Here is a 22789-nt window from a genome sequence, read left to right as displayed (position 1 = left end):
TATATGCATTTGAGCGTTAATACGACAATGCGATCAAAGAAAGAGTTTCCTTTGCTTTGAAAAAAATAGTGATTGTTCTCTTTATTCAGACATTTAACCAAAATGTAACCGGGCCATCATTGGTTAGCGTTACTTGCATATCTGCTGCAAATTGTCCGTTAGCAACGGTGACTTTTTCTGCACATTTTTGCGAAAAATACTCATACAATTCGTTAGCCAATGCTGGCGCGGCACCTTTTGAGAAACTTGGTCGTAGCCCTTTTTGTGTGTCTGCGGCTAGGGTAAATTGGGATACCACAAGCACTTCGCCACCGATTTGTTGCACGTTTAAATTCATTTTGTCATTTTCATCGCTGAAAATACGGTAATTTAATACTTTCTCGGCAAGTTTATCCGCCTTGGCTTGGTCATCTTCTTTTTCCACGCCTAATAAGACCAATAATCCCTTGCCGATTTGTCCCACAATTTGACCTTCAACTTCCACTTTAGCCTGTGTTACACGCTGGATTAATGCAATCATTTTACTTCCTCTAAATTTGTTTGATTCGTTGACCGCACTTCTGCAAGCACTGCGGCTAATTGCGCACCCAATAACACTACTGTCCAGCTGATTTGAATCCACAATAACATGATTGGCAGCGTCGCCATGGCACCATAAATTAATTGATAAGACGGGAAGGTGGCGATGTACCAAGTAAAGGCTTGTTTTCCTAAGGTAAAGAAAATTGCCGCAATTAATGCGCCTGCTGCAGAGTGTTTGATGCTCACTTTCTTATTTGGCACGACCATATAAATGAGCGTGAAAATAAACCAAGTAGAAAGAAATGGCACAAAACTGAGGAGTTTTAAGCCAAAAGAGAGCGTTTCCGATTGCTCGAACATAGCTTTGACGTAGGAACTCGCCGCAATGCTAGTACCGATTAAAAGCGGGCCGAGCGTTAAAATGAGCCAATAAATAGCAAATGACGTAAAAATTGGGCGATTACTGGTGTCTTTCCAAATGCCATTGAGTGTACGGTCAATGGAGTTAATCAGCATTAATGCCACTAAAATCAAACTCACAATCCCCACGGCGCTCATTTTCTTTGAATTATAGACGAATTCATCAATATATTGTCCCACAACATCACTCGCGGAAGGAGCGAAATTGGTGAAGATGAATTCTTTCAATGCACCGGTGACTTCGTTAAAAACGGGAAAGGCGGAGAAAATTGAAAACACCACCATAATTAATGGCACGATAGCGAGCATGGTGCTGTAAGTGAGTGAACCGGCGGCTTGCGTTAATTTATTTTCTTGAGAACGCTGCCAGAATAATGCGAGAAAAGACGTTAAGGTCATTAGAGCAAGCCTCCGCAACAATGTTTAAATTTCTTCCCTGAGCCACAAACACAAGGCTGTTTATTGCTTGGGAGCGGTACAGTGGGATCAACAAAATACCAACGACCATCAATTTTTACAAAAAGAGAATATTCGTGATGCACTTGCGGCTGTTCGCTGCCTTGAAAATGTGCTTTAAATTCAACCGCACTTTGTGTTTTGGTTAAGGTTTCTGCTTTGACAATATCTAAATCGAGCCATTGCGTTTCATCAGCCCAATCTTGCAGGGCTTTTTCATCTAATAAGGTTTGTTGGCTTGGGACAGTGGTTTGCACGATATAAGGAATATTTTTGAGTACAAACGCTGAATAGCGGGAGCGCATAAGTTGTTCCGCTGTTTCTGGAAACATGTTGCCTGAATGAAAGCGTCCACAACAATCTTCGTAAGAAAGCGAAGATTGGCATGGGCAAAGTGCGGTCGTTTTAGCCGACATTTTAGGCCGCCTGCTGTAAATTACGTAATTGTGAGTTAACAGAACGTTTAAACGCTGGCGCTAATTCTTCAATGGCTAAGGCTTCTTCTAATTCTGCCACACTTGAAGGAGTAGAAAGTAGCGTGTTTAAACGACGAATAGTCCATTCAGGATAAGGACGGTGTTGCAAGATGAGTTCATCACCTTGATGAATTTCCCCTTCTTCAATCACACGCACATACCAACCTGTCCAACCGGACTGACGAATTACCTCTCTTGTATTCTCATTCTTGGTATTATGAGATAAACGCTCGCAAGGTTTGCGGGGTTGAGACACTTCTAACAGAGTAGAGCCAATTTTGTAACGATCGCCTACACAAACGTTATCTTCATGTAAGCCTGATACCACAAAGTTTTCACCGTAAATCGCGCTACCGTGAAAATCAAACTTTTCACCAAGTAGCTCGTTTAAAGCAGGGAAAGAGACATCAGACATAAAAAACAAGGCTTTATCAACACCACCGTGATGAGCCTTTAAACCCACATCGTTACCTTCTGCACCCAGTGTGTGCACTTTTACCATCGATACCGGTTTTTTACGGATGGCACTTTCATATGAGCTACCATCAGGGAACGTTAAGGTTTCTATTAATCCTGTTTTAATAATAAGAATTTTTGCGTTTGCCATATATTTTTCCTGCTTTGAGTTAGTTTTGAGAAATTATACCGTAAAATCACTTAAATTTTGACCGCACTTCGTTTTTTCCTTATCATTCGTCTTAAATAAAACCAACAAAACAAAGGAATCTTTATGCAATATTCTCTCGCGCGTACCGAACAAGGTCAAACCCTTGGCATTACCGCAAAAATGGCAAACCGTCATGGTCTGATCGCTGGGGCGACAGGGACGGGGAAAACCGTGACATTACGTAAAATGGCAGAAGCGTTCAGTGATGATGGTGTGCCAGTCTTTTTAGTGGATGTAAAAGGCGATTTGTCCGGTTTAGTCAAAGCGGGCACATTTAGTGGCAAAGTGGCGGAACGCATTGAGCAATTTGATTTAGGTGGCGAGAGTTATTTAAATGGCTATCCTGTGTCATTTTGGGATGTATTCGGTGAAACAGGTATCCCGCTTCGCACCACGATTTCTGAAATGGGACCATTATTGCTGTCCCGTTTGTTAAATTTAAATGCGACCCAAGAAGGCTTATTAAACTTAGTGTTCCGAGTCGCTGATGATAGAGGCTTATTGCTTATCGATCTGAAAGACTTGCGCGCTATGCTTAAATTTGTAGCAGAGAACGCCAAATCGTTCCAAGTAGAATATGGCAATGTATCAGCAGCGAGTGTGGGCGCGATTCAACGTGCTTTACTGACCCTTGAAAATGAAGGGGCGACAAATCTTTTTGGTGAGCCAGCATTAAATCTTGAAGATTGGTTACAAACCCGTGATGGTCGAGGAGTGATCAATGTTTTAAATTCTGAAAAATTAATTAATTCCCCAAGAATGTATAGCGCATTCTTGCTTTGGTTGATGTCTGAGTTATTTGAACAATTACCGGAAGTTGGCGATCCAGATAAACCTAAATTTGTGATGTTTTTCGATGAAGCACACTTACTTTTTGATGGCGCACCGAGTGTGTTGGTGGACAAAGTAGAACAAGTGGTTCGCTTAATTCGTTCTAAAGGTGTGGGGATTTATTTTGTGACCCAAAATCCATTAGATTTACCGGATACCGTGTTAGGCCAATTAGGTAACCGTGTTCAACACGCATTACGTGCTTTTACACCACGCGATCAAAAAGCAGTGAAATCTGCGGCAGAAACGTTCCGTTCAAATCCTGCTGTTAATGTGGTTGAAACCATTTCAACTTTAGGTGTGGGTCAAGCATTGATTTCATTCTTAGATGAAAAAGGTATGCCAACGCCGGTTGAAGTGGCGTATGTTTACCCACCGAAAAGCCAACTTGCACCGATTACTGAAGAAGAGCGTGCAGCGTGGGTGAAAGACGATGATCTTTACGCCTTCTATAAAGATTATGTGGATAATGAATCAGCTTTCGAAGTGTTAAATGCGCAAGCGGATTTAGCGGCAGTACAACAAAAACAAGCTGAACAAGCGCAGCAAGAGGAAGAGAGCGGTTTATTTGGTAGCTTAAGTCGTATGATTTTTGGAACACAAAAACGCGGGGATAAACTTTCTCCGACAGAACAAATTGTGAATAGCGTGGCAAAATCAGTTGGTCGCAATATTCGTAATGAAGTGACCAAACAAATCATGCGTGGTATTTTAGGCGCATTGAAAAAATAACGAAATTTCACCGCACTTTGCAGCAAGAATGATAAAAAGGAGATTGTTATGTCTGATGTATTTCACTTAAACCTGACTAAAGCACAATTAAAAGGTGCTACATTAGCTATCGTGCCAGGAGATCCTGCACGTAGTGAACGTATTGCTAAAAAACTTGATAACCCTGAGTTTCTTGCAAGTACGCGTGAGTTCACTTCTTGGTTGGGCTATTTAAATGGTCAACCGGTGGTGGTATGTTCAACCGGTATTGGTGGCCCGTCTACGTCTATCTGTGTGGAAGAGCTGGCTCAGCTTGGCGTGCGTACATTCTTACGTATTGGTACAACAGGTGCGATTCAACCACATATTAATGTGGGGGATGTACTTATCACAACAGGGGCTGTTCGTCTTGATGGCGCAAGTCGTCATTTTGCCCCAATTGAATATCCGGCAGTGGCAAATTTTGAATGTACCACGGCGCTTTTCAATGCAGCTAAAGAAAAAGGCATTGAGCCATTTGTAGGGATTACCGCGTCGTCTGATACCTTCTATCCAGGTCAAGAACGTTATGATACTTACAGCGGTAAAGTATATCGTGATTACCAAGGCTTGTTAAAACAATGGCAAGATCTCAATGTGATGAACTATGAGATGGAATCCGCGACGTTATTCACAATGTGTAACGCTCTTGGCTTACGAGCAGGTATGGTAGCAGGTGTGATTGTGAACCGTACGCAACAAGAAATTCCAAATGAAGCCACCATGAAAGATACGGAAGACAAAGCAGTATCAGTCGTAGTGGAAGCCGCAAGAAAATTGTTAGCGTAAAACTCAGATAAAATAACCGCACTTTTTAGAAGTGCGGTTCTTTTTTTAACTGTTTTTTCGAGCAAAGGCAGCCGCTTCGGCGACTAATTGGTCATCAGGGCGTACACTTGTGTAGAGCTCAAATTGTTCAACGGCTTGTAACACAATCAATTCTGCACCAGAAATTGTTTGTTTACCTTTCTGTTGAGCAAATTGGATAAACGGTGTTTCAGCAGGAATCGCTACTACATCAAAAGCGGTTTGAGCTTGTTGAATAAGATTTTCAGGAAAGGCGAGATCAAATTCTTCTTTTCCACCCTTCATCCCAATTGGCGTAACGTTGACTAAAATGTCTGCCGATTGATTATCTAAAGATGGGATATATTCATAGCCATAAAGTGCGGCTAAATTTTTACCTGTTTTTTCATTTCGAGCAAAAATCTTCAGATGCTCAAATCCGCTGTTTTTAAAGGCTGCGACGACGGCTTTTGCCATGCCACCACTGCCTTGTACAATCACGCGATTCTTTTTATCTAATTGATATTCTTCGATAAGTTTAACAATGGCAATATAGTCGGTGTTGTAAGCACGAAGAAACCCTTGATCATTCACAATGGTGTTCACGGACTGAATTGCTTGTGCGGAAGGCGAGATTTCATCTAAAAATGGCATACAGCTTTCTTTAAATGGCATCGAAACAGCACAGCCTCGAATACCAAGTGCACGAATGCCTTTGACTGCACTTTCAACATCAGTGGTGGTAAAGGCTTTATAGATAAAATTAAGCCCTAATTTTTGATACAGATAGTTATGAAATGTTGTGCCAAAATTGCCTGGTCTACCAGAAAGAGACATGCAAAGTTGGGTGTCTTTGTTAATCATATTTTGGTCTTAAATATTCAAATTTATATCATCATCAATAAAATATTGATTCATTTCAAAAGCTGGTTTTGCCGCTTTGTCTTTAATTAAAAGGAGATTGGTAATGATATCTTAAAAAAGTTATAGGGTGTAATACTACACTAAATAGAAAAGTAAGAGCGAAAAGCGTTCCGATGCAAAATACACAATTTAAGAACAATAAACATACAACATTATCGGTAATAAATAATGTATTAGTTTCTACAGCTTGAAGATCCCAGCTATCGATGTATGTCAAAAATATAAATGTTGCTACAAGAAGCAGTAATGATATGATGAAGACTAGTTTTCTCAGTATGGTTTTTATTATACTTTTCTCTATTGTAATACCAGAATCAATCATTTCACGTTCAGATAAATAAGTAAGCTTTGAAGTCAATACAGTATAAATAGCAAACAAAGGGGCGATTATCATTGATAAATTTGAAATTACTTCAGATTGAAAGGAGTATATATGAGAGTATACTCCGTTCCCTTTTATTAAATACGTATCAATGAATACTTCAAAATCAGTTATTGGAATATTATTAAAAAAAATGACTATGAGAACAAACAATACTGATATAAAAACGCTACCATATACTAAAAAATTCTCATTTATCAAAAATTTTGGATACTTTTTTTCCTCTATCATATGTTTGCCTTTCTTATAAATATTTTTAAATATTTATATCGTTATCGATAAGATATTGGTTTATTTCAATTTGGTCGGTATATATGATACTTTAATGAAGATACTGGGTGACGTATTACGCTAAACAGCACAAAAAGTGTAAAGAATGTCCCTGTATAAATTATATAAGTTAAGGATAGCAAGCATATTACATTATCCCTAACAAATAATGTATTAGTTTTAGATTCTTCAAGATCCCAATTATATATGTATGTTAAAAACACACACATCGTTACAAGAAGCAGTGCTGATATAATAAAGCAAAATTTCATTAATATAGTTTTTTTTACACTTTTCTCTATTACCCTTCCACTATTAATAATTTCATTTTCCGACGAGTAAGTGAGCTTCAAAGTTAATGCTAGATAAATAGCAAACAGTGGAGCAATAATCATCGACAAATTTGAGATTATTTCAGATTGAAAGGAGTATATATGAGAATATACTCCTCTCCCTTTGACTAAATATTTATCGATAAATATTTCAAAGTTAGTTATTGGAACATCATTAAAAAAAATAATTACAAATATAAATAATAGCAAAACAAATATGAAACTATACGTAAAAAAAAACTCATTCATCGAAAGTTGTGGATACTTTTTATCTCTTATCATATAGATCCCATCTTATTAAGTTTTTCAAGAGAATCCGCTATACTTAAATTACCGTTATTAACACGCATAGCAAAACTAGACATATGATTAATTAGCGCATTAATTGTCTAACAACTTATTATTTAAAGTCAAAATGAAAGTTTTTAAAATGTGAATTTCATCACAATAATTTTAAGTATTTGTAAGTATATTACCTTTTAAATATTCAAATTTATATCATCATCGATAAAATATTGATTCATTTCGAATGCCGGTTTTGCCTCTTTGTCTTTACCGACAATACGAGCAGGCACACCTGCTGCAGTGGCGTATTCAGGTACAGGTTGAAGTACAACAGAGTTGGCACCAATTTTGGCATATTTGCCCACTTCAATATTGCCGAGAACTTTTGCGCCTGCCCCAATCATAACGCCTTCTCGTACTTTTGGATGGCGATCGCCGGATTCTTTACCTGTACCACCCAGGGTGACACCTTGTAAGATAGACACATCATTTTCAATTACCGAGGTTTCGCCGACGACAATACCGGTAGCATGGTCAAACATAATGCCGTGCCCAATTTTGGCGGCAGGGTGAATATCCACATCGAAAGCCACTGAAATTTGATTTTGTAAATAAAGTGCGAGTGCTTTTCGATTTTGGCTCCACAAATAATGGGTAATGCGATAGCTTTGAATGGCGTGAAAACCTTTTAAATAAAGCAATGGGGTAGACCACAATTCCACAGCGGGATCGCGGTGGCGAACAGCTTTAATATCACAAGCGGCACAATCAATGATATTGGGCTCAGCTTGATAGGCTTCTTCAATAATTTCACGCAGCGAAATTGCGGGCATGATAGGGTTAGCCAGTTTATTCGCAAGCAAATAACTCAAGGCACTGCCAAGATTTTGATGTTTTAAAATAGTGGAATGGAAAAAGCTTGCGAGCATTGGTTCGCATTCTGCTAGTTCTTTTGCCTCTTGGCGAATGTGTTGCCATACTTCTAACGTCATTTTTTCTCCTTATTCGCCTTTTCGTTCACGACCCAATAAGCTCAGTGCCACGTCTTGTGCACTTTTACCACAAAAGAGCATTTGGTAAATTTGTTCTGTAATTGGCATTTCCACGCCTTGTCGTTGTGCTAATAAATAGGTTTCTTTGGTGTTATAAAACCCTTCCACCACTTGACCAATTTCATCCATGGCTTGTTGACCATCAGTTCCTTTACCAAGCATTAAACCAAATCGACGGTTACGGGATTGGTTATCGGTACAAGTGAGTACTAAATCTCCTAAACCTGACATACCCATAAAGGTTTGCGTATTAGCCCCCATGGATATGCCTAAGCGAGTAATTTCCGCAATCCCACGGGTAATCAATGCGGTTCTCGCATTGGCGCCAAATCCCATGCCATCCGAAATACCCGCACCAATCGCAATCACGTTTTTAATGGCGCCACCTAATTGAACGCCGATCATATCTTGGTTTACATATACTCGAAAATGCTGACTGCAATGAATTCGCGCTTGAAATTCTAAGGCAAACTTTTCATTACGAGAGGCAAGGGTAATCGCTGTTGGCAAACCTTGAGCCAATTCTTTCGCAAAAGTAGGACCAGAAAGCACCGCCGTCGGAATTGCTTTACCTAGGGTTTCTTCCACCACTTCTTGTAGTAATCGGCCAGTGTTGCGTTCTAATCCTTTGGTTGCCCAAATTAAACGATGATCAGGTTTTAAGTGCGGTCGAATTTTTAAGAGAATTTCGCCGAAAGCATGGCTTGGCACCACAATTAAAATGTCTTTTGATTGATCAAGGGCTGTTTTCAAATCTAATTCTAAATGCAAACTTTCTGGAAATTCAATATCAGGCAGAAAACGGCGATTTTGACGTTCCTGTTGCATTTGATGAATGTGATCGGGATTGTGCCCCCAAAGATAGGTTGGAGAGCCATTGCGAGAAAATGAGATAGCGAGTGCTGTTCCGTAAGAACCGCAACCAAGAATGGTAATTGGAGATTGGGATGGGTTCATTTCAATCACCTTTAAAATAAAAGGGCAGACGGTATCGCCTGCCCTTATCACAATTAATGTTGGGTTTCCTGATTTTCTGCCGCTTCAGCTGCTGCTTGCTGCTTGTTCATGTAATCAATGAACAACGCATCGAAGTTTACCGGAGAAAGGTTTAATGCCGGGAATGTGCCGCGATTCACTAAGTTAGAAATCAATTCACGTGCATAAGGGAAAAGCATATTTGGGCATTGAGATGTTAAGCAGTGTGCCATTTGAACATCTTCTAAACCGCTGATTGTAAATACACCAGCTTGTTTCACTTCACAAATAAACGCCACATCACCAGAATCTTCCATGGTGGTTTCTACGTTGATATTTAACGTGACTTCATATAAATCTTCACCTACTTGAACGGCTTCAGTGCTTAAATCAAAGCCAAGTTTTGGTTTCCATTCTTGGTGGAAAATATGAGGAAGATTTGGTGCTTCAAAAGAAACATCTTTTACATAAATACGTTGAATTTGAAGTACGGCTTCTTGTTGCTCTTCAGCAGCTACTTCAGGTTGTTGATTTTGTTCAGACATAGAGGATCCTTAATTATGTTTTTTTACTAATGGTAAATTTGCACCCGCCCAAGTCGCTAAGCCGTCTTTTAACACATAAACTTTTTCAAAGCCTTGTTTGGTTAAAAGTTCTGCGGACGTAGCAGAAGAAACACCGTTAACATCCACAATGATAAGCGGTTTTTCTTTGTGATGTTCAATTTTGCCTACATTTTGATTTTTAATTTCAGTTGGAAGTAAATTGACGCTACCAATGATATGGCCGCGTTGGAATTCATCAATAGGGCGTAAATCAATCACTACGGCTTCTTCATCGTTCATTAAGCGAACCGCTTCAGGGTTGGTGATGACGCGATATTTTTGTGTCGCACTTTTAAAAAAGGTGAAAAGTGTCATAAAAAGGACAGCAAACCATGCGATCGTTAAAAAAGTGTGTTTTTGAGCAAATTCAATTGCTTGAGGAATAAATTCTTGCATGTTGTTCTCAACTTAATTTTAATAATGAATAAGAGTTTATCTTCAGATGAAATAAGGCTTTAAGTATAACCGCACTTTAGTTATCTTTCAAAAAAATTATCAAGGAAACGCAACGTTGGCGAAAGCTTATACAATCGGATCAATAAAAATGTGATCGGGATCATAAATATCTTATCTTTGTGTTTATTCTACGCCTAATTAAGTAGAGAATAGCCAAACTTAGATTATAAAACGTAAAGGGAGACACGCATGAAATTAAAAAAATTAACGGCACTTATGATGCTCGGATTCGGTTTTTCGGTCGCACAAGCTGCGGAATTACCTAATATTACAATTTTAGCAACAGGTGGCACGATTGCCGGAAGTGGCGAAACTGCCGTTTCTTCTGCTTATAAAGCAGGGCAACTCAATGTTGATGCATTAATTGATGCGGTGCCCGAAATTAAGCAGCTTGCAAATATAAAAGGTGAGCAAATTGTGAAAATTGGTTCACAAGATATGAGCGATGATGTGTGGTTAAAATTGGCGAAAGCGATTAATGCACAATGTAAAGATACTGATGGTTTTGTGATTACTCATGGTACCGATACCATGGAAGAAACCGCTTATTTCTTAGATCTTACTGCGAAATGTGAAAAGCCAATTGTATTGGTGGGTGCAATGCGTCCTGCGACAGAAAAAAGTGCGGATGGTCCGTTAAACCTTTATAACGCCGTCGTCGTGGCAACGGATAAAAAATCATCAGGTCGTGGCGTATTAGTGGCGATGAATGGTGAAGTATTAGGTGCACGTGATGTGACCAAAATGAGTACCACTGCAGTACAAACATTCCATTCACCAAACTATGGTACCTTGGGTTATATCCATAACAGTAAAGTAGATTACGAGCGTTCACCTGAAAGCAAACACACTGTGAACACACCATTTAACGTAGATAAATTAGACAGCTTACCGAAAGTGGGCATTGTTTATGCTTATTCTAATGCACCAATTGAGCCGTTAAATTCATTATTGGATGCGGGCTATCAAGGCATTGTTTCTGCAGGTGTGGGTAATGGTAACGTGAATGCCGCACACTTAGAACGTTTAGAAAAAGCAGCGAAAGATGGTGTAGTAGTGGTGCGTTCATCTCGTGTACCAACGGGTTATACCACACGTGATGCGGAAGTAGATGATTCTAAATATGGTTTTGTGGCTTCAGGTACATTGAATCCGCAAAAAGCACGTGTGTTATTGCAATTAGCCTTAACACAAACAAAAGATCCAAAAGTGATTCAACAATACTTTGAGGATTTCTAGGAAAGTCATTGAAAGTGCGGTCAGAATTTGAATCAAATTTTAACCGCACTTTCGGATAAAATAGACTAATCCAAGTAATAAATATAGATAATGCACTAGTTTGTTGTTAATATATGTTCCGGAATTATTTTTAAAATTAATATGGAGAAAATATTATGATTTGGGCTCAACTTTTAGTCGTCCTACTCTTTATTTACCTAGGGGCTAGATTAGGCGGTATTGGTATCGGTTTCATGGGTGGTATGGGTGTTGTGGCACTTTCACTACTTGGCTTAAAACCGGGTGCCATTCCGTTTGATGTAATTTCAGTTATCATGTCTGTAATCATGGCAATTGCGGCAATGCAAGTTGCGGGTGGTATGGATTTCTTAGTAAAAGTAGCTGAAAAAATTCTACGTAAAAATCCAAAATACATTACCTTCCTTGCGCCAACTGTAACTTACTTTATGACTGTGCTTGCAGGTACTGGTCACACCGCGTTCTCAACACTTCCAGTAATTGCTGAAGTGGCAAAAGAACAAGGCATTCGTCCTTCACGTCCACTTTCTATTGCGGTTATCGCTTCACAAATTGCGATTACAGCGTCTCCAATTTCTGCTGCGGTGGTATTCCTTTCTGCTGAATTAGAGAAAAACTTTGGCTTAAGTTACTTACAATTGTTAGGTATTTGGATTCCAACTACTTATGCAGCATGTATGATTACTGCGGTGATTTGTAACTTCCTTGGTAAAGATTTGAAAGATGATGAAGTTTACCAAGATCGTCTAGCAAAAGGTTTAATTACTATGCGTGGTGAAATGCAAATTGAGATCAAACCTTATGCAAAACGTTCTGTCGCAATTTTCCTTATCGCGATTTTAGTGGTCATGCTTTATGCAACTGCAATCAGTAAAACAGTTGGTTTAATTCAAAATCCAATTCTTTCTCGTGATAACGCCATTATCTCTTTCATGCTTGCAACTGCAGCCATTATCACTATGGCATGTAAAGTGGATACCGCAAAAATTACTAATGCAGCAACCTTTAAATCTGGTATGTCAGCGGTAATTTGTGTGCTTGGTGTAGCATGGTTAGGTAATACCTTCGTTGAAGGTCATATCGATCAAATTAAAGCGGTATCAGCTGAATTCTTACAACAATACCCTTGGAGTTTAGCGGTAATCTTGTTCTTCGCAAGTACCTTACTTTACTCACAAGCTGCAACTGCAAAAGCATTATATCCAACTGCAATTTTATTAGGTGTTTCTCCGGAAGCTGCGATTGCAGCATTTGCCGCAGTATCAGCATTATTTATTCTTCCTACTTACCCAACCTTAATTGCGGCAGTAGAAATGGATGATACTGGTTCAACTCGTATCGGTAAATATGTATTCAACCACCCATTCTTAGTGCCAGGTGTGATTGCAATCAGCTTATCTGTATTATTCGGTTTCTTAATGGCGGGTGCAGTTTTATAATCTCCCATTAAACTAACATAAATGAAAACCATCTTGTCTGCAGATAAGATGGTTTTTTTAATGGGGAACTTCTTCTCGCTGTGATACTCTAAAGGGCAACCTATTTTTATATATAAGGAAAACCAATGAAGTTATTTAAAATCCTTTTTGCTGCATTAATTGCTTATGTGCCAACAGCATGGTCTGCGGTGGATTATAATATTAAATACAGTTCCAATTATTTAATGCCGGCGTATGTACATTTTAAAGCTGATGGTTCACAGTATTCAGTCAATGCGAAAATTAATATTCCGTTGTACAACATTGTGTTTACTTCTCGTGGTTCGCAAACTGCGAGCCAATTTAAAATGGTGAATTATCAAGATGTGCGTAATGGTAAGCCTTATGCTATTTCTAAAATTTCGCCAACAACAATTGAATACGGTAAAGTGAAAAATGGGTTAGAAACCGAACCGTTAACATTACCGACTTTTGACTTATTCACCATGGCATTTCAGTTGAGCTATTACGATAAATTGCCAACCAGTTTCCAAATTACAAACGGTAAAAAACTTTATCCAATGGAAAATGTGAATGTGAAGAAAGTGGAAAAACGGATCCAATATAACAAGCAAACTGTCACGGAAATCACTTATTCATTTAAAACAGGTAATAAGGATATTATGGTGAAGAAATTCTCAGGTGAACAATTTCCACGTTATATCAAATACACCAGAGATGGTGATGATTATGAGTTAGAGTTTGATGAGTTTGTCAAATAGCATCAGATGATAAAAAGAAGCCACGCAAGATTGCGTGGCTTTTTATTTTATAGCTTATTGTGCATACATAAATACTTGAACGAGAAGAAGTATCGATGAGATAACAAATTGACAGCCCACGATTGGCATGACAAATTTCAACCATTTATTGAATGGAATACCAAGCATTTGTAGCGTGACAAGGACCAATCCTGTTGGCGCAAGGAATAACATAATATATTGTCCCCAGTTGTAAGCCGATACCACGATATCTCTTGGAATGCCAACAGTATCAGCCAGCGGTGCCATAATTGGCATAGCGAGTACGGCAAGGCCTGAAGAGGAAGGTACAACCAATCCTAAGAAAATGAAGACAATGAGCTGACCAATAATAAAGACACCACCATTCATTCCACCAACAAGATGAGTCATATAATCGAGAATAGTGTCAGAAATCATTCCTTGCTCTAGAATGATATTAACTGCTCGAGCGAGTCCGATAATTAATGCGACGCCGACTAATTCAGAAGCACCATGAGTAAATCCATTTACGACATCTTTTTCAGGCAATCCACTGATAAACATAATAATGATGGTAATGGCTAGGAAGGAAGCCGCCATTTGAGGGAACCACCAACCACCAAACATCACCCCCCATACCATGAGAGGAAAGGCGCCACTAAATAGAATCAGAATCAGTTTTCTTCTAAAGGTAAATTCAACGGTTGCATTCGGATCAATATCTTTCATATAGAGATCATAGAAGGCCCGGCGATCGTCATAAGTATAAGAAAATTCACGATTGGCCCGCAGTTTTTTACAGTACCAATACATATATGCTACTACACAGGTTCCACCAAGAATCAGACCCAGTGTGCGAAATCCCATCCCTTCAGTGAATGGAATCCCTGCAGCGTTTGAAGCAATAACAACGGAGAATGGATTGATTGTAGAGAAGGCTGTGCCCATTGAAGCTGCGAGAAATATGGCGCCGACACAGACAATAGAATCATAACCCAAGGCTAAAAAGACAGGAACAAGAATTGGGTAGAAGGCTACCGCTTCTTCTTCAATACCACAAGCCGTACCGCCTAATAGCATTAACACGCAGACAGCAAAGACAACAGAGAATTCATTTCCTTTTGTTTTCTTGGTGAGAGACATTAATCCGGCATTGAATGCTCCAGTTTTGTTTATCACACCAATCATTCCACCGAGTATGAAAATAAAAATCATAATATCCGCGACTTCAATGGTGCCATCCACCATGGCGTGAATCATATCGGTAATGCCTTTTTCGTGTTGTTCAATGCGTTGATAGGTATCGGGGATAGCAATCGGCTTTTTGATAATGCCGTTGGTGAAATTAGAAAGTTGAATTTTGATATTGAGTTGATTAAGGGTTTGTTCTGTTGCTGGATAGCTTTGATCGGGAATTCCGTGGGTTTTGACAATAAAATGATTTTCGGTGCTGTCGTAGGAAAGTTTAGAGTAGGACCCTGAGGGAATAAGCCAAGTAAGACCAATAGCAATAAGAAGAATAATAAAGAGAATGCTAAATGCGGAAGGGAATTTCATCTTTTTCTTTGATGCTTCCATTATGGAGAACTCCTTGTGTTCGGATTAATCAATAAGCCGAGCGCGTATTCTACACAAAATGAGCAAAAAAGCAAAGTGTGATTTTTGAAAGAATTCAATAATATCGGGGTGAGCAATCGTTTACCTGGGCCAAGCTTTGTTTTGAGTAAGCCTGGCTTAAGTCTATTTTATTTAGGAAAATTGAGTAATTTTTTCACTCAAATCATCTAACATTTCATAACGTTTTCGGTACATGGAACGTTTTTTGCTAGCGATTTCTTCCAGCGGTTTGCGGGCACTTTCAAGCGGTAATTGCCAATATTGACCTTTTAATTGCCCTTGGTTTTCCTGCCAAAATTCATCGTAGTTGAATAGGATTTTACTGCGCGCAGATAAACGGTATTTACCTTGTGAAGTGTGAGGGATACCGATTAATTCACATTGCCATTTTTCAGCTAACAAGCGGAAAACATTCATCAACATAAACATTGGACGAACACCGTGTAATTCCTTTGTGGCTTGTTTCACAGCTTCTTGTGCCTCTTTATAAGAAGGGCCTTGAATTGAGGCGATAAGTAATTTATTTGGCTTTAAGAAGGTGAAAGAAGCATCATAAATGCTACGCCCATCATTGTCTTTTAAGTTAATGGAAAAATAACCTTCAAAAGGGTCAATCTGGTTGATGTTGAAATAAATACCAAGTTGATCCGTTAATTGTGCTAATAAAAGGGATTTTTCTTGGAGTAGTTTTTTACAAAATTCTACGCCCATTTTTTCTTCAAGCATTAGCAGATTATTGGTAATGGCATTGAGTCGATCGGTTGCAGAAAAACGTTTGTCACAATAGGTGGCGAGCAATGCATTAAAACGATATGGATTTTGTTGAAAAAGCGGAATCCAAGTTTGGTTTGTATTTAAGAAATTAACCAATGCATCACATTGTTTTTTAAATAAAAATTTGCGTCCGTAATAACGGGCTTTATCCCTTAATTGTTTTTTTAATGGATGATTACAAGAATCGGGTAGTAATTCTTGAAAGGTCGCGAAAGTAATAGTTTGTTTTGCTGTCATAGTGGATAAAGTGCGGTTATTTTTTCAAACGTTTTTATTGGGTAAAATCATGCTGATTTTTGACCGCACTTATTGTACCTGTATTCCATGGTTTTTCCAATTAACCATCAATAAAGGTGGTTCTTTACTTGCCTATTTTTCGATTTCTCCTTAATATGCCAAATCCTACCTTGAATTTATGCAACTCATCCCCATATTCAATGAAATTATAGAATTGATGTAAGAGAGATAATTATGAACGCCAAAAGAACTCAACAACGTACACTTCCTGTATTGCCATTACGGGATGTCGTCGTTTTCCCTTATATGGTGATGCCACTTTTTGTTGGGCGTGCAAAATCGATTAGCGCCCTTGATGAAGCCATGAATGAGGGCAAACAATTATTATTGGTGTCACAAAAGCAAGCAGATTTAGAAGAACCTACCGTTGATGATGTATTCGATGTCGGGACGATTGCGAATATTATTCAACTATTAAAATTGCCAGACGGCACAGTAAAAGTGTTGGTGGAAGGGCAACAACGCGCGAAAATCAATCAATTAAATGATGGTGAAGACCATTTTTCTGCGGAAGTCACACCAATTGAAACCTCATTTGGTGATGAAAAAGAATTAGATGTGGTGAAGGCAGCTGTTTTAAATGAATTTGAAAGCTATCTTCAACTCAATAAAAAAATTCCTGCAGACGTTTTAGGGGCACTTCAACGCATTGATGATGCCGATCGTTTAGCGGATACCATGGCTGCGCATATTCCAGTAACTGTTCGTCATAAACAAAGTGTGTTAGAACTGGCAGATGTGCAAGAGCGTTTAGAATACTTGCTCGGTATGATGGAATCTGAAGCGGATATTCTTCAAGTTGAAAAACGCATCCGTGGCCGTGTTAAAAAACAAATGGAGAAAAGCCAGCGTAACTATTATCTTAGCGAACAAATCAAAGCGATTCGCAAAGAAATGGACGAAGGTGAAAGTGAAGATACCATTGATGAAGTTGAACAACTTCGTCAAAAAGTTGAAGCAGCAGGTATGCCAGTAGATGTGCGCGAGAAAGTAGAGAGTGAGTTACAAAAACTCAAAATGATGTCAGCGATGTCTGCGGAAGCAACGGTGGTGCGTAGCTATGTTGAGTGGATGCTTCAAGTACCATGGCATAAACGTACTAAAGTGAAGAAAGATATCGCAAAAGCACAACAAGTCTTAGATGCAGATCACTATGGTTTAGAACGTGTGAAAGAACGCATTTTAGAATACCTTGCAGTGCAAGCACGTCTAAACAAAATCAAAGGTCCAATCCTTTGCTTAGTCGGACCACCAGGGGTAGGTAAAACCTCATTAGGTCAATCTATTGCGAATGCCACTGGTCGTAAATATGTGCGTATGGCATTAGGTGGAGTACGTGATGAAGCAGAAATCCGTGGTCACCGTAAAACTTATATTGGTGCATTACCGGGTAAATTGATTCAAAAAATGGCAAAAGTTGGCGTGAAAAACCCACTCTTCTTGCTTGATGAGATCGATAAAATGTCTTCGGATATGCGTGGTGATCCTGCGTCAGCCTTGTTAGAGGTGCTTGATCCAGAACAAAATACTACCTTCAATGATCACTATCTTGAAGTGGACTACGATTTGTCTGATGTGATGTTTGTGGCAACCTCAAACTCCATGAATATTCCGGGTCCATTGCTAGACCGTATGGAAGTTATTCGTCTTTCTGGTTATACCGAAGATGAAAAACTCAATATTGCGATGCGTCATTTGTTGCAAAAACAAATTGAACGTAATGGATTGAAAAAAGGCGAATTAACCATCGAAGAAAACGCGATTTTAGATATTATCCGTTATTACACCCGTGAAGCTGGTGTACGTGGATTAGAGCGTGAAATCTCTAAAATCTGTCGTAAAGCGGTGAAGAATTTATTAGTCAATCCAAAAGTAAAATCCATTATCGTTAATTCAGATAACTTGCATGACTATCTTGGTGTGAAACGTTTTGAATTCGGTAAAGCGGATACGCAAAACCGTGTAGGCGAAGTAACAGGCCTTGCGTGGACAGAAGTGGGCGGTGACTTACTGACCATTGAGACCGCTTCAGTGGTAGGTAAAGGCAAATTAACCTTCACTGGTTCATTGGGCGATGTGATGAAAGAATCTATCCAAGCCGCGATGACCGTAGTCCGTGCACGTGCTGAAAAATTGGGTATCAATTCTGAATTCCATGAAAAACGTGATATTCATATTCATGTGCCAGATGGTGCGACACCGAAAGATGGTCCAAGTGCAGGTATCGCAATGTGTACGGCGTTGGTTTCTTGTTTAACAGGTAACCCAGTGCGTGCCGATGTCGCAATGACTGGTGAAATCAGCCTACGCGGTAAAGTATTACCAATTGGCGGATTAAAAGAAAAATTACTTGCGGCACATCGTGGTGGTATTAAAACGGTATTGATTCCAAAAGATAACGTGAAAGATTTGGAAGAAATTCCAGATAACGTGAAAGAAAATCTTGCGATTCATGCGGTAGAAACCATTGATGAAGTGTTAGGCTTAGCGTTAGAGAATCCACCAGAAGGCATTGAATTCGTGAAAGTGGAAACGAAAGCGAAAGCACCTCGCCGTAAAGCTGCGACTAAAACAGCAAGAGCGGTCAATTAATGACTCATTTTTAGGGCTTGTGAAAACAAGCCCTTTTGACTTTTAATTATGCAAAAATTTCCTCCTCTTTCCCTTTATGTTCACATTCCTTGGTGTGTGCAGAAATGTCCTTATTGTGATTTCAATTCGCATGCACAGAAAGGCACAATTCCTGAACAAGAATATGTGCAACATCTGATCGCTGATCTTGAGACAGACTTAGAGAAATATCAGGCTAGTATTCAAAATCGTCCACTTCATTCAATTTTTATTGGTGGTGGCACGCCGAGTTTATTTTCAGCAGAAAGTATCAAGTTGTTATTGGCAGAAATTCAACGTCGCATTCCTTTTTCAGAGAATATTGAAATCACTATGGAAGCCAATCCTGGCACCGTGGAAGCAGAGCGTTTTAAAGGTTATGTGGACGCTGGTGTAACACGTATTTCTATGGGCATCCAAAGTTTTAATGACGATAAATTACAACGTTTAGGGCGTATTCATAATGCGGCGGAAGCTAAAAGTGCGGTCAGTTTGGCGAAAGTTTCTGGGTTAAAAAGTTTTAATCTAGATTTAATGCACGGCTTGCCAAACCAAACGCTTGAGGAGGCTTTAGATGATTTGCGACAAGCCATAGAGCTTGCTCCGCCACACCTTTCTTGGTATCAACTCACCATTGAACCCAATACCATGTTTGCTTATCGTCCACCTACGTTGCCGGATGATGATGCGCTGTGGGATATTTTTGAGCAAGGTCACCAACTTTTAACCGAAGCCGGTTATCAGCAATATGAAACATCCGCTTATGCGAAACCGGGCTTTCAGTGTCAGCATAATTTGAATTATTGGCGATTCGGGGATTATTTGGCGATAGGCTGTGGTGCCCATGGAAAACTCACTTTCCCTAATGGTGATATTTTACGTTTTTCTAAAACGAAGCATCCAAAAGGGTATTTGCGAGGAGAGTACCTTTATGAAGAAAAAAACGTGGAAAAAAATGACCGCGCTTTTGAATTCTTCATGAATCGCTTCCGCTTATTGGAAGCGGTGCCAAAACAAGAGTTTGAGCATTACACGGGGCTTTCGCAAAGTGCGGTCAAAAATCAAATTGATTTTGCCATTCAACAGAATTATATCGTCGAAACACTGGATTCTTGGCAAGTCACCGAACACGGAAAATTGTTTTTAAACGAGCTGTTAGCACTTTTTTTAGATGAATAAAATTTTTTCATCATCACGAATAAATTTTTACACTTGTTTATTTAATAGTGTCGTATTAAAGTAAGGCAAACGTTTACGTTGTTATCCACGATTTAAAAGGGAGAGAAAAATGGACCAATTAGAAATGAAAAAATTAGCGGCACGTGCGGCGTTAAAATATGTTAAGCCCGATACCATTGTTGGCGTGGGAAGTGGTTCAACAGTGAATTGTTTTATTGAAGCCTTAGGTGAATTAAAAGATCAAATTCAAGGCGCGGTAGCAGCATCTAAAGCCTCAGAAGAATTGTTACGTAAACAGGGTATTGAAGTGTTTAGTGCTAACGATGTATCCAGTTTAGATATTTATGTGGATGGCGCAGATGAAATCAATCCACAAAAAATGATGATCAAAGGCGGCGGTGCGGCACTGACTCGCGAAAAAATTGTGGCCGCTTTAGCGAAAAAATTTATTTGTATTGTGGATGCTAGTAAACAAGTGGATGTGTTAGGTAGCACGTTCCCATTGCCAGTAGAAGTGATTCCAATGGCACGTTCACAAGTTGGTCGTAAATTAGTTTCTCTTGGTGGTGCGCCAGAATATCGTGAAGGCGTGGTGACGGATAACGGCAACGTGATTTTAGATGTACATAACTTCGCAATTTTAAATCCAGTGGAAATGGAAAAAGAATTGAATAATGTCGCGGGTGTGGTAACAAATGGTATTTTTGCCTTACGTGGGGCGGATATTGTGATTGTTGGTACGCCAGACGGCGCAAAAATTATTGATTAATAAAAATAAGGAAGCAAACATGACAAACAAAGTCTCACTCGACAAATCAAAAATTAAATTTGTGCTATTAGAGGGCGTGCACCAAAGTGCATTAGATACCTTACATGCGGCTGGCTACACCAATATTGACTTTTACAAAAAAGCTTTAGATGGTGATGAGCTAAAAGAAGCGATTAAAGATGCCCATTTTATCGGCTTACGTTCGCGTACCCAATTAACTGCTGAAATGATTGAAGCTGCACCGAAGCTTATTGCTATTGGCTGTTTCTGTATCGGTACCAACCAAGTGGATCTTAATGCAGCAAAAATGCGTGGGATTCCAGTATTTAATGCACCGTTCTCTAATACACGTTCTGTGGCTGAATTAGTGTTGGGTGAGATTTTGCTCTTAATGCGCAATATTCCTCAAGCGAATGCAGATGTGCATCGTGGTTTATGGAATAAATCGGCAGTGGGTTCTCATGAAGTGCGCGGCAAAAAATTAGGTATCGTGGGTTACGGCCATATCGGTTCGCAATTAAGTATTATTGCGGAGTCTCTAGGGATGGAAGTATATTTCTACGATATTGAAAATAAATTGCCATTGGGTAATGCAAAACAATTACATACACTTGAAGAGTTATTAGGTTCTTGTGATGTGATTTCGCTTCATGTACCAGATTTACCTTCAACTCGTAATTTAATGAGTGCTGAACGTATTGCGCAATTAAAACAAGATTCTATTTTGATCAATGCAGCACGTGGTACGGTAGTGGATATTGATGCTTTAGCAGCTGCGCTTGAACAAGGTAAAGTTCGTGGTGCAGCTGTTGATGTATTCCCTGTTGAGCCTGCATCAATCAATGAAGAGTTTGTTTCGCCACTACGTAAATTTGATAATGTGATCTTAACCCCGCATATCGGTGGTTCAACCGCAGAAGCGCAAGAAAACATTGGTTTTGAAGTAGCGGGTAAATTTGTGAAATATTCAGATAACGGTTCAACCCTTTCTTCCGTGAATTTCCCTGAAGTATCCTTGCCAGAACACGTTGGTACAAAACGTTTACTTCATATTCACGAAAACCGTCCTGGTGTATTAAACAAATTGAACAAAATTTTCGTTGAAGCTAATCTCAATATTGCAGCACAATTTTTACAAACCGATCCGAAAATTGGTTATGTGGTCGTTGATATCGAAACAGATGATGCATCACCGTTATTGGCTAAACTTCGTGAAATTGAAGGTACAATTAAAGCACGTGTGTTGTATTAATTTGAAAAATTAAGTAAAAACTGACCGCACTTTGTGTGGGATGGAACGCAAAATGGGCAAAGTAAGTTAGTTTACTTTGCCCATTTTTATTAACTGTTTGCAGCTAACATTTATTTGATCATCGCCTTAAATAGATTACGGCGATCAGAATTAAATGTCGGCTGTGCAGTTGGGATGGATAAAACCATACGCAAACAATCTTGTGTGAGTTGAACTGCTTGCTCGTTAGTCAGATTTGGGTCGAGTGGTGAATGTAAGGAGCAACTTAAATATTGCGGTACATTTTCAAGACTACTAACGGTGAAAGTGAGTGCTTTGTAAGGCAGTTGCACAGTGAGTTTATCGCCTAATTCACGCGGTTCCCATTGTTGTTGAGGACCAGGCAGAATCACCACACTCATCATCCATGGCGTTAATACGGTACCGATCCATTGATCTTCAAATAAAACAAATTTAGGGCAGAAACACTCGATGCCTTTGTGATAAAAAGGAAGATCTTGCATTTCAGGTACAATGTTTTGCATTTCGGCAAGGAAAATCTCCGTTGGGTTTTCTTCAAAGCCCGTAACAGAGGTTAAAAGTGAGGTAGAGTTTTCAGGTGTTTTTTCGTGTCGATACATGGTTTATTTTTCACATAAAACTTAA

General features: G+C 39.2%; 21 protein-coding genes and 1 pseudogene. 9 read left to right on the top strand and 13 right to left on the bottom strand.

All coding sequences use genetic code 11. The annotated features are described in order from the left end of the window. Nucleotides 1-85 precede the first annotated feature (85 nt). The 4 genes from dtd to HMPREF3279_RS04055 are packed head-to-tail and all read right to left on the bottom strand — an operon-like array spanning nucleotide 86 to nucleotide 2481. A complete protein-coding gene (dtd, locus tag HMPREF3279_RS04070; protein ID WP_049368186.1) occupies nucleotides 86-520 on the bottom strand; it encodes a D-aminoacyl-tRNA deacylase in 435 nt (144 codons plus the stop codon). Further along, nucleotides 517-1341 (bottom strand): virulence factor BrkB family protein, encoded by an 825-nt coding sequence (locus HMPREF3279_RS04065; RefSeq protein ID WP_014064504.1) that lies wholly within the window; start codon nucleotides 1339-1341, stop codon nucleotides 517-519. Before HMPREF3279_RS04065 ends, dtd begins: the two co-directional genes overlap by 4 nt. After that, complete coding sequence (locus tag HMPREF3279_RS04060) at nucleotides 1341-1814, bottom strand: YchJ family protein (protein WP_070868167.1); 474 nt, start codon at nucleotides 1812-1814, stop codon at nucleotides 1341-1343. Before HMPREF3279_RS04060 ends, HMPREF3279_RS04065 begins: the two co-directional genes overlap by 1 nt. A gap of 1 nt (nucleotide 1815) precedes the next feature. After that, nucleotides 1816-2481, bottom strand: coding sequence for an MOSC domain-containing protein (locus HMPREF3279_RS04055; RefSeq protein ID WP_070868166.1), 666 nt, complete (start codon nucleotides 2479-2481; stop codon nucleotides 1816-1818). Between the two features lie 123 nt (nucleotides 2482-2604). Between HMPREF3279_RS04055 and HMPREF3279_RS04050 the strand changes: the two genes are divergently transcribed. Beyond that, nucleotides 2605-4104 carry a helicase HerA-like C-terminal domain-containing protein gene (locus HMPREF3279_RS04050; RefSeq protein ID WP_070868165.1) on the top strand — a complete coding sequence of 500 codons (1500 nt, stop codon included), beginning with the start codon at nucleotides 2605-2607 and terminating at the stop codon, nucleotides 4102-4104. A 48-nt stretch (nucleotides 4105-4152) separates the two neighbouring features. Further along, on the top strand, nucleotides 4153-4911 hold the full coding sequence (gene udp / locus HMPREF3279_RS04045; protein ID WP_070868164.1) for a uridine phosphorylase: 759 nt from the start codon (nucleotides 4153-4155) through the stop codon (nucleotides 4909-4911). A gap of 45 nt (nucleotides 4912-4956) precedes the next feature. Here the strand turns inward: udp and HMPREF3279_RS04040 are convergent, their stop codons facing one another. From HMPREF3279_RS04040 to HMPREF3279_RS04010, 6 genes and pseudogenes are all read right to left on the bottom strand, one after another. Then, nucleotides 4957-5772 (bottom strand): shikimate 5-dehydrogenase, encoded by an 816-nt coding sequence (locus tag HMPREF3279_RS04040; RefSeq protein ID WP_070868163.1) that lies wholly within the window; start codon nucleotides 5770-5772, stop codon nucleotides 4957-4959. A gap of 9 nt (nucleotides 5773-5781) precedes the next feature. After that, nucleotides 5782-5865: pseudogene (locus HMPREF3279_RS10225) on the bottom strand (serine O-acetyltransferase); the annotation flags it as partial. 1430 nt (nucleotides 5866-7295) lie between these two features. Continuing rightward, complete coding sequence (gene cysE, locus HMPREF3279_RS04025) at nucleotides 7296-8093, bottom strand: serine O-acetyltransferase (protein ID WP_070868160.1); 798 nt, start codon at nucleotides 8091-8093, stop codon at nucleotides 7296-7298. A 9-nt stretch (nucleotides 8094-8102) separates the two neighbouring features. Continuing rightward, nucleotides 8103-9110, bottom strand: coding sequence for an NAD(P)H-dependent glycerol-3-phosphate dehydrogenase (gpsA, locus tag HMPREF3279_RS04020; RefSeq protein ID WP_070868159.1), 1008 nt, complete (start codon nucleotides 9108-9110; stop codon nucleotides 8103-8105). Between the two features lie 53 nt (nucleotides 9111-9163). Further along, nucleotides 9164-9673 (bottom strand): protein-export chaperone SecB, encoded by a 510-nt coding sequence (gene secB / locus HMPREF3279_RS04015; protein ID WP_070868158.1) that lies wholly within the window; start codon nucleotides 9671-9673, stop codon nucleotides 9164-9166. A gap of 9 nt (nucleotides 9674-9682) precedes the next feature. Beyond that, entirely contained in the window at nucleotides 9683-10129 is a 447-nt protein-coding gene (locus HMPREF3279_RS04010; RefSeq protein WP_070868157.1) for a rhodanese-like domain-containing protein, read from the bottom strand. A 249-nt stretch (nucleotides 10130-10378) separates the two neighbouring features. On the opposite strand from HMPREF3279_RS04010, the gene ansB reads away from it, so the two are divergent. The 3 genes from ansB (at nucleotide 10379) to HMPREF3279_RS03995 (ending at nucleotide 13646) form a co-directional block, all read left to right on the top strand. Beyond that, complete coding sequence (gene ansB / locus HMPREF3279_RS04005; RefSeq protein ID WP_049371982.1) at nucleotides 10379-11428, top strand: L-asparaginase 2; 1050 nt, start codon at nucleotides 10379-10381, stop codon at nucleotides 11426-11428. Nucleotides 11429-11583: 155 nt separating this feature from the next. Further along, the gene (locus tag HMPREF3279_RS04000) at nucleotides 11584-12885 is read left to right on the top strand and encodes an anaerobic C4-dicarboxylate transporter (protein ID WP_065243672.1); all 1302 of its coding nucleotides are present in this window, start codon (nucleotides 11584-11586) and stop codon (nucleotides 12883-12885) included. Nucleotides 12886-13010: 125 nt separating this feature from the next. Further along, nucleotides 13011-13646, top strand: a complete 636-nt coding sequence (locus HMPREF3279_RS03995) for a hypothetical protein (protein WP_070868156.1) — start codon at nucleotides 13011-13013, stop codon at nucleotides 13644-13646. 54 nt (nucleotides 13647-13700) lie between these two features. On the opposite strand, the gene HMPREF3279_RS03990 is transcribed toward HMPREF3279_RS03995, so the two are convergent. Both HMPREF3279_RS03990 and HMPREF3279_RS03985 read right to left on the bottom strand, forming a co-directional pair. Beyond that, on the bottom strand, nucleotides 13701-15224 hold the full coding sequence (locus HMPREF3279_RS03990) for a YfcC family protein (protein WP_070868155.1): 1524 nt from the start codon (nucleotides 15222-15224) through the stop codon (nucleotides 13701-13703). A gap of 171 nt (nucleotides 15225-15395) precedes the next feature. Then, on the bottom strand, nucleotides 15396-16274 hold the full coding sequence (locus tag HMPREF3279_RS03985; protein ID WP_070868154.1) for a VirK/YbjX family protein: 879 nt from the start codon (nucleotides 16272-16274) through the stop codon (nucleotides 15396-15398). A 234-nt stretch (nucleotides 16275-16508) separates the two neighbouring features. Between HMPREF3279_RS03985 and lon the strand changes: the two genes are divergently transcribed. The 4 genes from lon (at nucleotide 16509) to serA (ending at nucleotide 22144) form a co-directional block, all read left to right on the top strand. Then, the gene (gene lon / locus HMPREF3279_RS03980; protein WP_070868153.1) at nucleotides 16509-18926 is read left to right on the top strand and encodes an endopeptidase La; all 2418 of its coding nucleotides are present in this window, start codon (nucleotides 16509-16511) and stop codon (nucleotides 18924-18926) included. A gap of 48 nt (nucleotides 18927-18974) precedes the next feature. Next, on the top strand, nucleotides 18975-20123 hold the full coding sequence (gene hemW, locus HMPREF3279_RS03975; protein ID WP_070868152.1) for a radical SAM family heme chaperone HemW: 1149 nt from the start codon (nucleotides 18975-18977) through the stop codon (nucleotides 20121-20123). A 109-nt stretch (nucleotides 20124-20232) separates the two neighbouring features. Next, the gene (gene rpiA, locus HMPREF3279_RS03970) at nucleotides 20233-20892 is read left to right on the top strand and encodes a ribose-5-phosphate isomerase RpiA (RefSeq protein ID WP_005695032.1); all 660 of its coding nucleotides are present in this window, start codon (nucleotides 20233-20235) and stop codon (nucleotides 20890-20892) included. Between the two features lie 19 nt (nucleotides 20893-20911). Continuing rightward, nucleotides 20912-22144, top strand: coding sequence for a phosphoglycerate dehydrogenase (serA, locus tag HMPREF3279_RS03965; RefSeq protein ID WP_070868151.1), 1233 nt, complete (start codon nucleotides 20912-20914; stop codon nucleotides 22142-22144). A gap of 110 nt (nucleotides 22145-22254) precedes the next feature. Here serA and hybE read toward each other — a convergent pair whose 3' ends face one another. After that, nucleotides 22255-22764: a hydrogenase-2 assembly chaperone gene (hybE, locus tag HMPREF3279_RS03960; RefSeq protein WP_070868150.1), complete on the bottom strand. Its 510-nt coding sequence runs from the start codon at nucleotides 22762-22764 to the stop codon at nucleotides 22255-22257. Between the last annotated feature and the right edge of the window lie 25 nt (nucleotides 22765-22789).

The sequence above is a fragment of the Haemophilus sp. HMSC71H05 genome (genome assembly GCF_001838635.1).
Classification (GTDB): domain Bacteria; phylum Pseudomonadota; class Gammaproteobacteria; order Enterobacterales; family Pasteurellaceae; genus Haemophilus_D; species Haemophilus_D parainfluenzae_R.
The sequence above is the reverse complement of the archived record's forward strand: the minus strand, read 5'-3'. Positions and strand labels throughout refer to the sequence as shown.

Excerpts from the sequence above, each read along its gene's own strand:
- dtd (WP_049368186.1), bottom strand. The coding sequence starts at position 520 with ATGATTGCATTAATCCAGCGTGTAACACAGGCTAAAGTGGAAGTTGAA.
- HMPREF3279_RS04065 (WP_014064504.1), bottom strand. The coding sequence starts at position 1,341 with ATGACCTTAACGTCTTTTCTCGCATTATTCTGGCAGCGTTCTCAAGAA.
- HMPREF3279_RS04060 (WP_070868167.1), bottom strand. The coding sequence starts at position 1,814 with ATGTCGGCTAAAACGACCGCACTTTGCCCATGCCAATCTTCGCTTTCT.
- HMPREF3279_RS04055 (WP_070868166.1), bottom strand. The coding sequence starts at position 2,481 with ATGGCAAACGCAAAAATTCTTATTATTAAAACAGGATTAATAGAAACC.
- HMPREF3279_RS04050 (WP_070868165.1), top strand. The coding sequence starts at position 2,605 with ATGCAATATTCTCTCGCGCGTACCGAACAAGGTCAAACCCTTGGCATT.
- udp (WP_070868164.1), top strand. The coding sequence starts at position 4,153 with ATGTCTGATGTATTTCACTTAAACCTGACTAAAGCACAATTAAAAGGT.
- HMPREF3279_RS04040 (WP_070868163.1), bottom strand. The coding sequence starts at position 5,772 with ATGATTAACAAAGACACCCAACTTTGCATGTCTCTTTCTGGTAGACCA.
- cysE (WP_070868160.1), bottom strand. The coding sequence starts at position 8,093 with ATGACGTTAGAAGTATGGCAACACATTCGCCAAGAGGCAAAAGAACTA.
- gpsA (WP_070868159.1), bottom strand. The coding sequence starts at position 9,110 with ATGAACCCATCCCAATCTCCAATTACCATTCTTGGTTGCGGTTCTTAC.
- secB (WP_070868158.1), bottom strand. The coding sequence starts at position 9,673 with ATGTCTGAACAAAATCAACAACCTGAAGTAGCTGCTGAAGAGCAACAA.
- HMPREF3279_RS04010 (WP_070868157.1), bottom strand. The coding sequence starts at position 10,129 with ATGCAAGAATTTATTCCTCAAGCAATTGAATTTGCTCAAAAACACACT.
- ansB (WP_049371982.1), top strand. The coding sequence starts at position 10,379 with ATGAAATTAAAAAAATTAACGGCACTTATGATGCTCGGATTCGGTTTT.
- HMPREF3279_RS04000 (WP_065243672.1), top strand. The coding sequence starts at position 11,584 with ATGATTTGGGCTCAACTTTTAGTCGTCCTACTCTTTATTTACCTAGGG.
- HMPREF3279_RS03995 (WP_070868156.1), top strand. The coding sequence starts at position 13,011 with ATGAAGTTATTTAAAATCCTTTTTGCTGCATTAATTGCTTATGTGCCA.
- HMPREF3279_RS03990 (WP_070868155.1), bottom strand. The coding sequence starts at position 15,224 with ATGGAAGCATCAAAGAAAAAGATGAAATTCCCTTCCGCATTTAGCATT.
- HMPREF3279_RS03985 (WP_070868154.1), bottom strand. The coding sequence starts at position 16,274 with ATGACAGCAAAACAAACTATTACTTTCGCGACCTTTCAAGAATTACTA.
- lon (WP_070868153.1), top strand. The coding sequence starts at position 16,509 with ATGAACGCCAAAAGAACTCAACAACGTACACTTCCTGTATTGCCATTA.
- hemW (WP_070868152.1), top strand. The coding sequence starts at position 18,975 with ATGCAAAAATTTCCTCCTCTTTCCCTTTATGTTCACATTCCTTGGTGT.
- rpiA (WP_005695032.1), top strand. The coding sequence starts at position 20,233 with ATGGACCAATTAGAAATGAAAAAATTAGCGGCACGTGCGGCGTTAAAA.
- serA (WP_070868151.1), top strand. The coding sequence starts at position 20,912 with ATGACAAACAAAGTCTCACTCGACAAATCAAAAATTAAATTTGTGCTA.
- hybE (WP_070868150.1), bottom strand. The coding sequence starts at position 22,764 with ATGTATCGACACGAAAAAACACCTGAAAACTCTACCTCACTTTTAACC.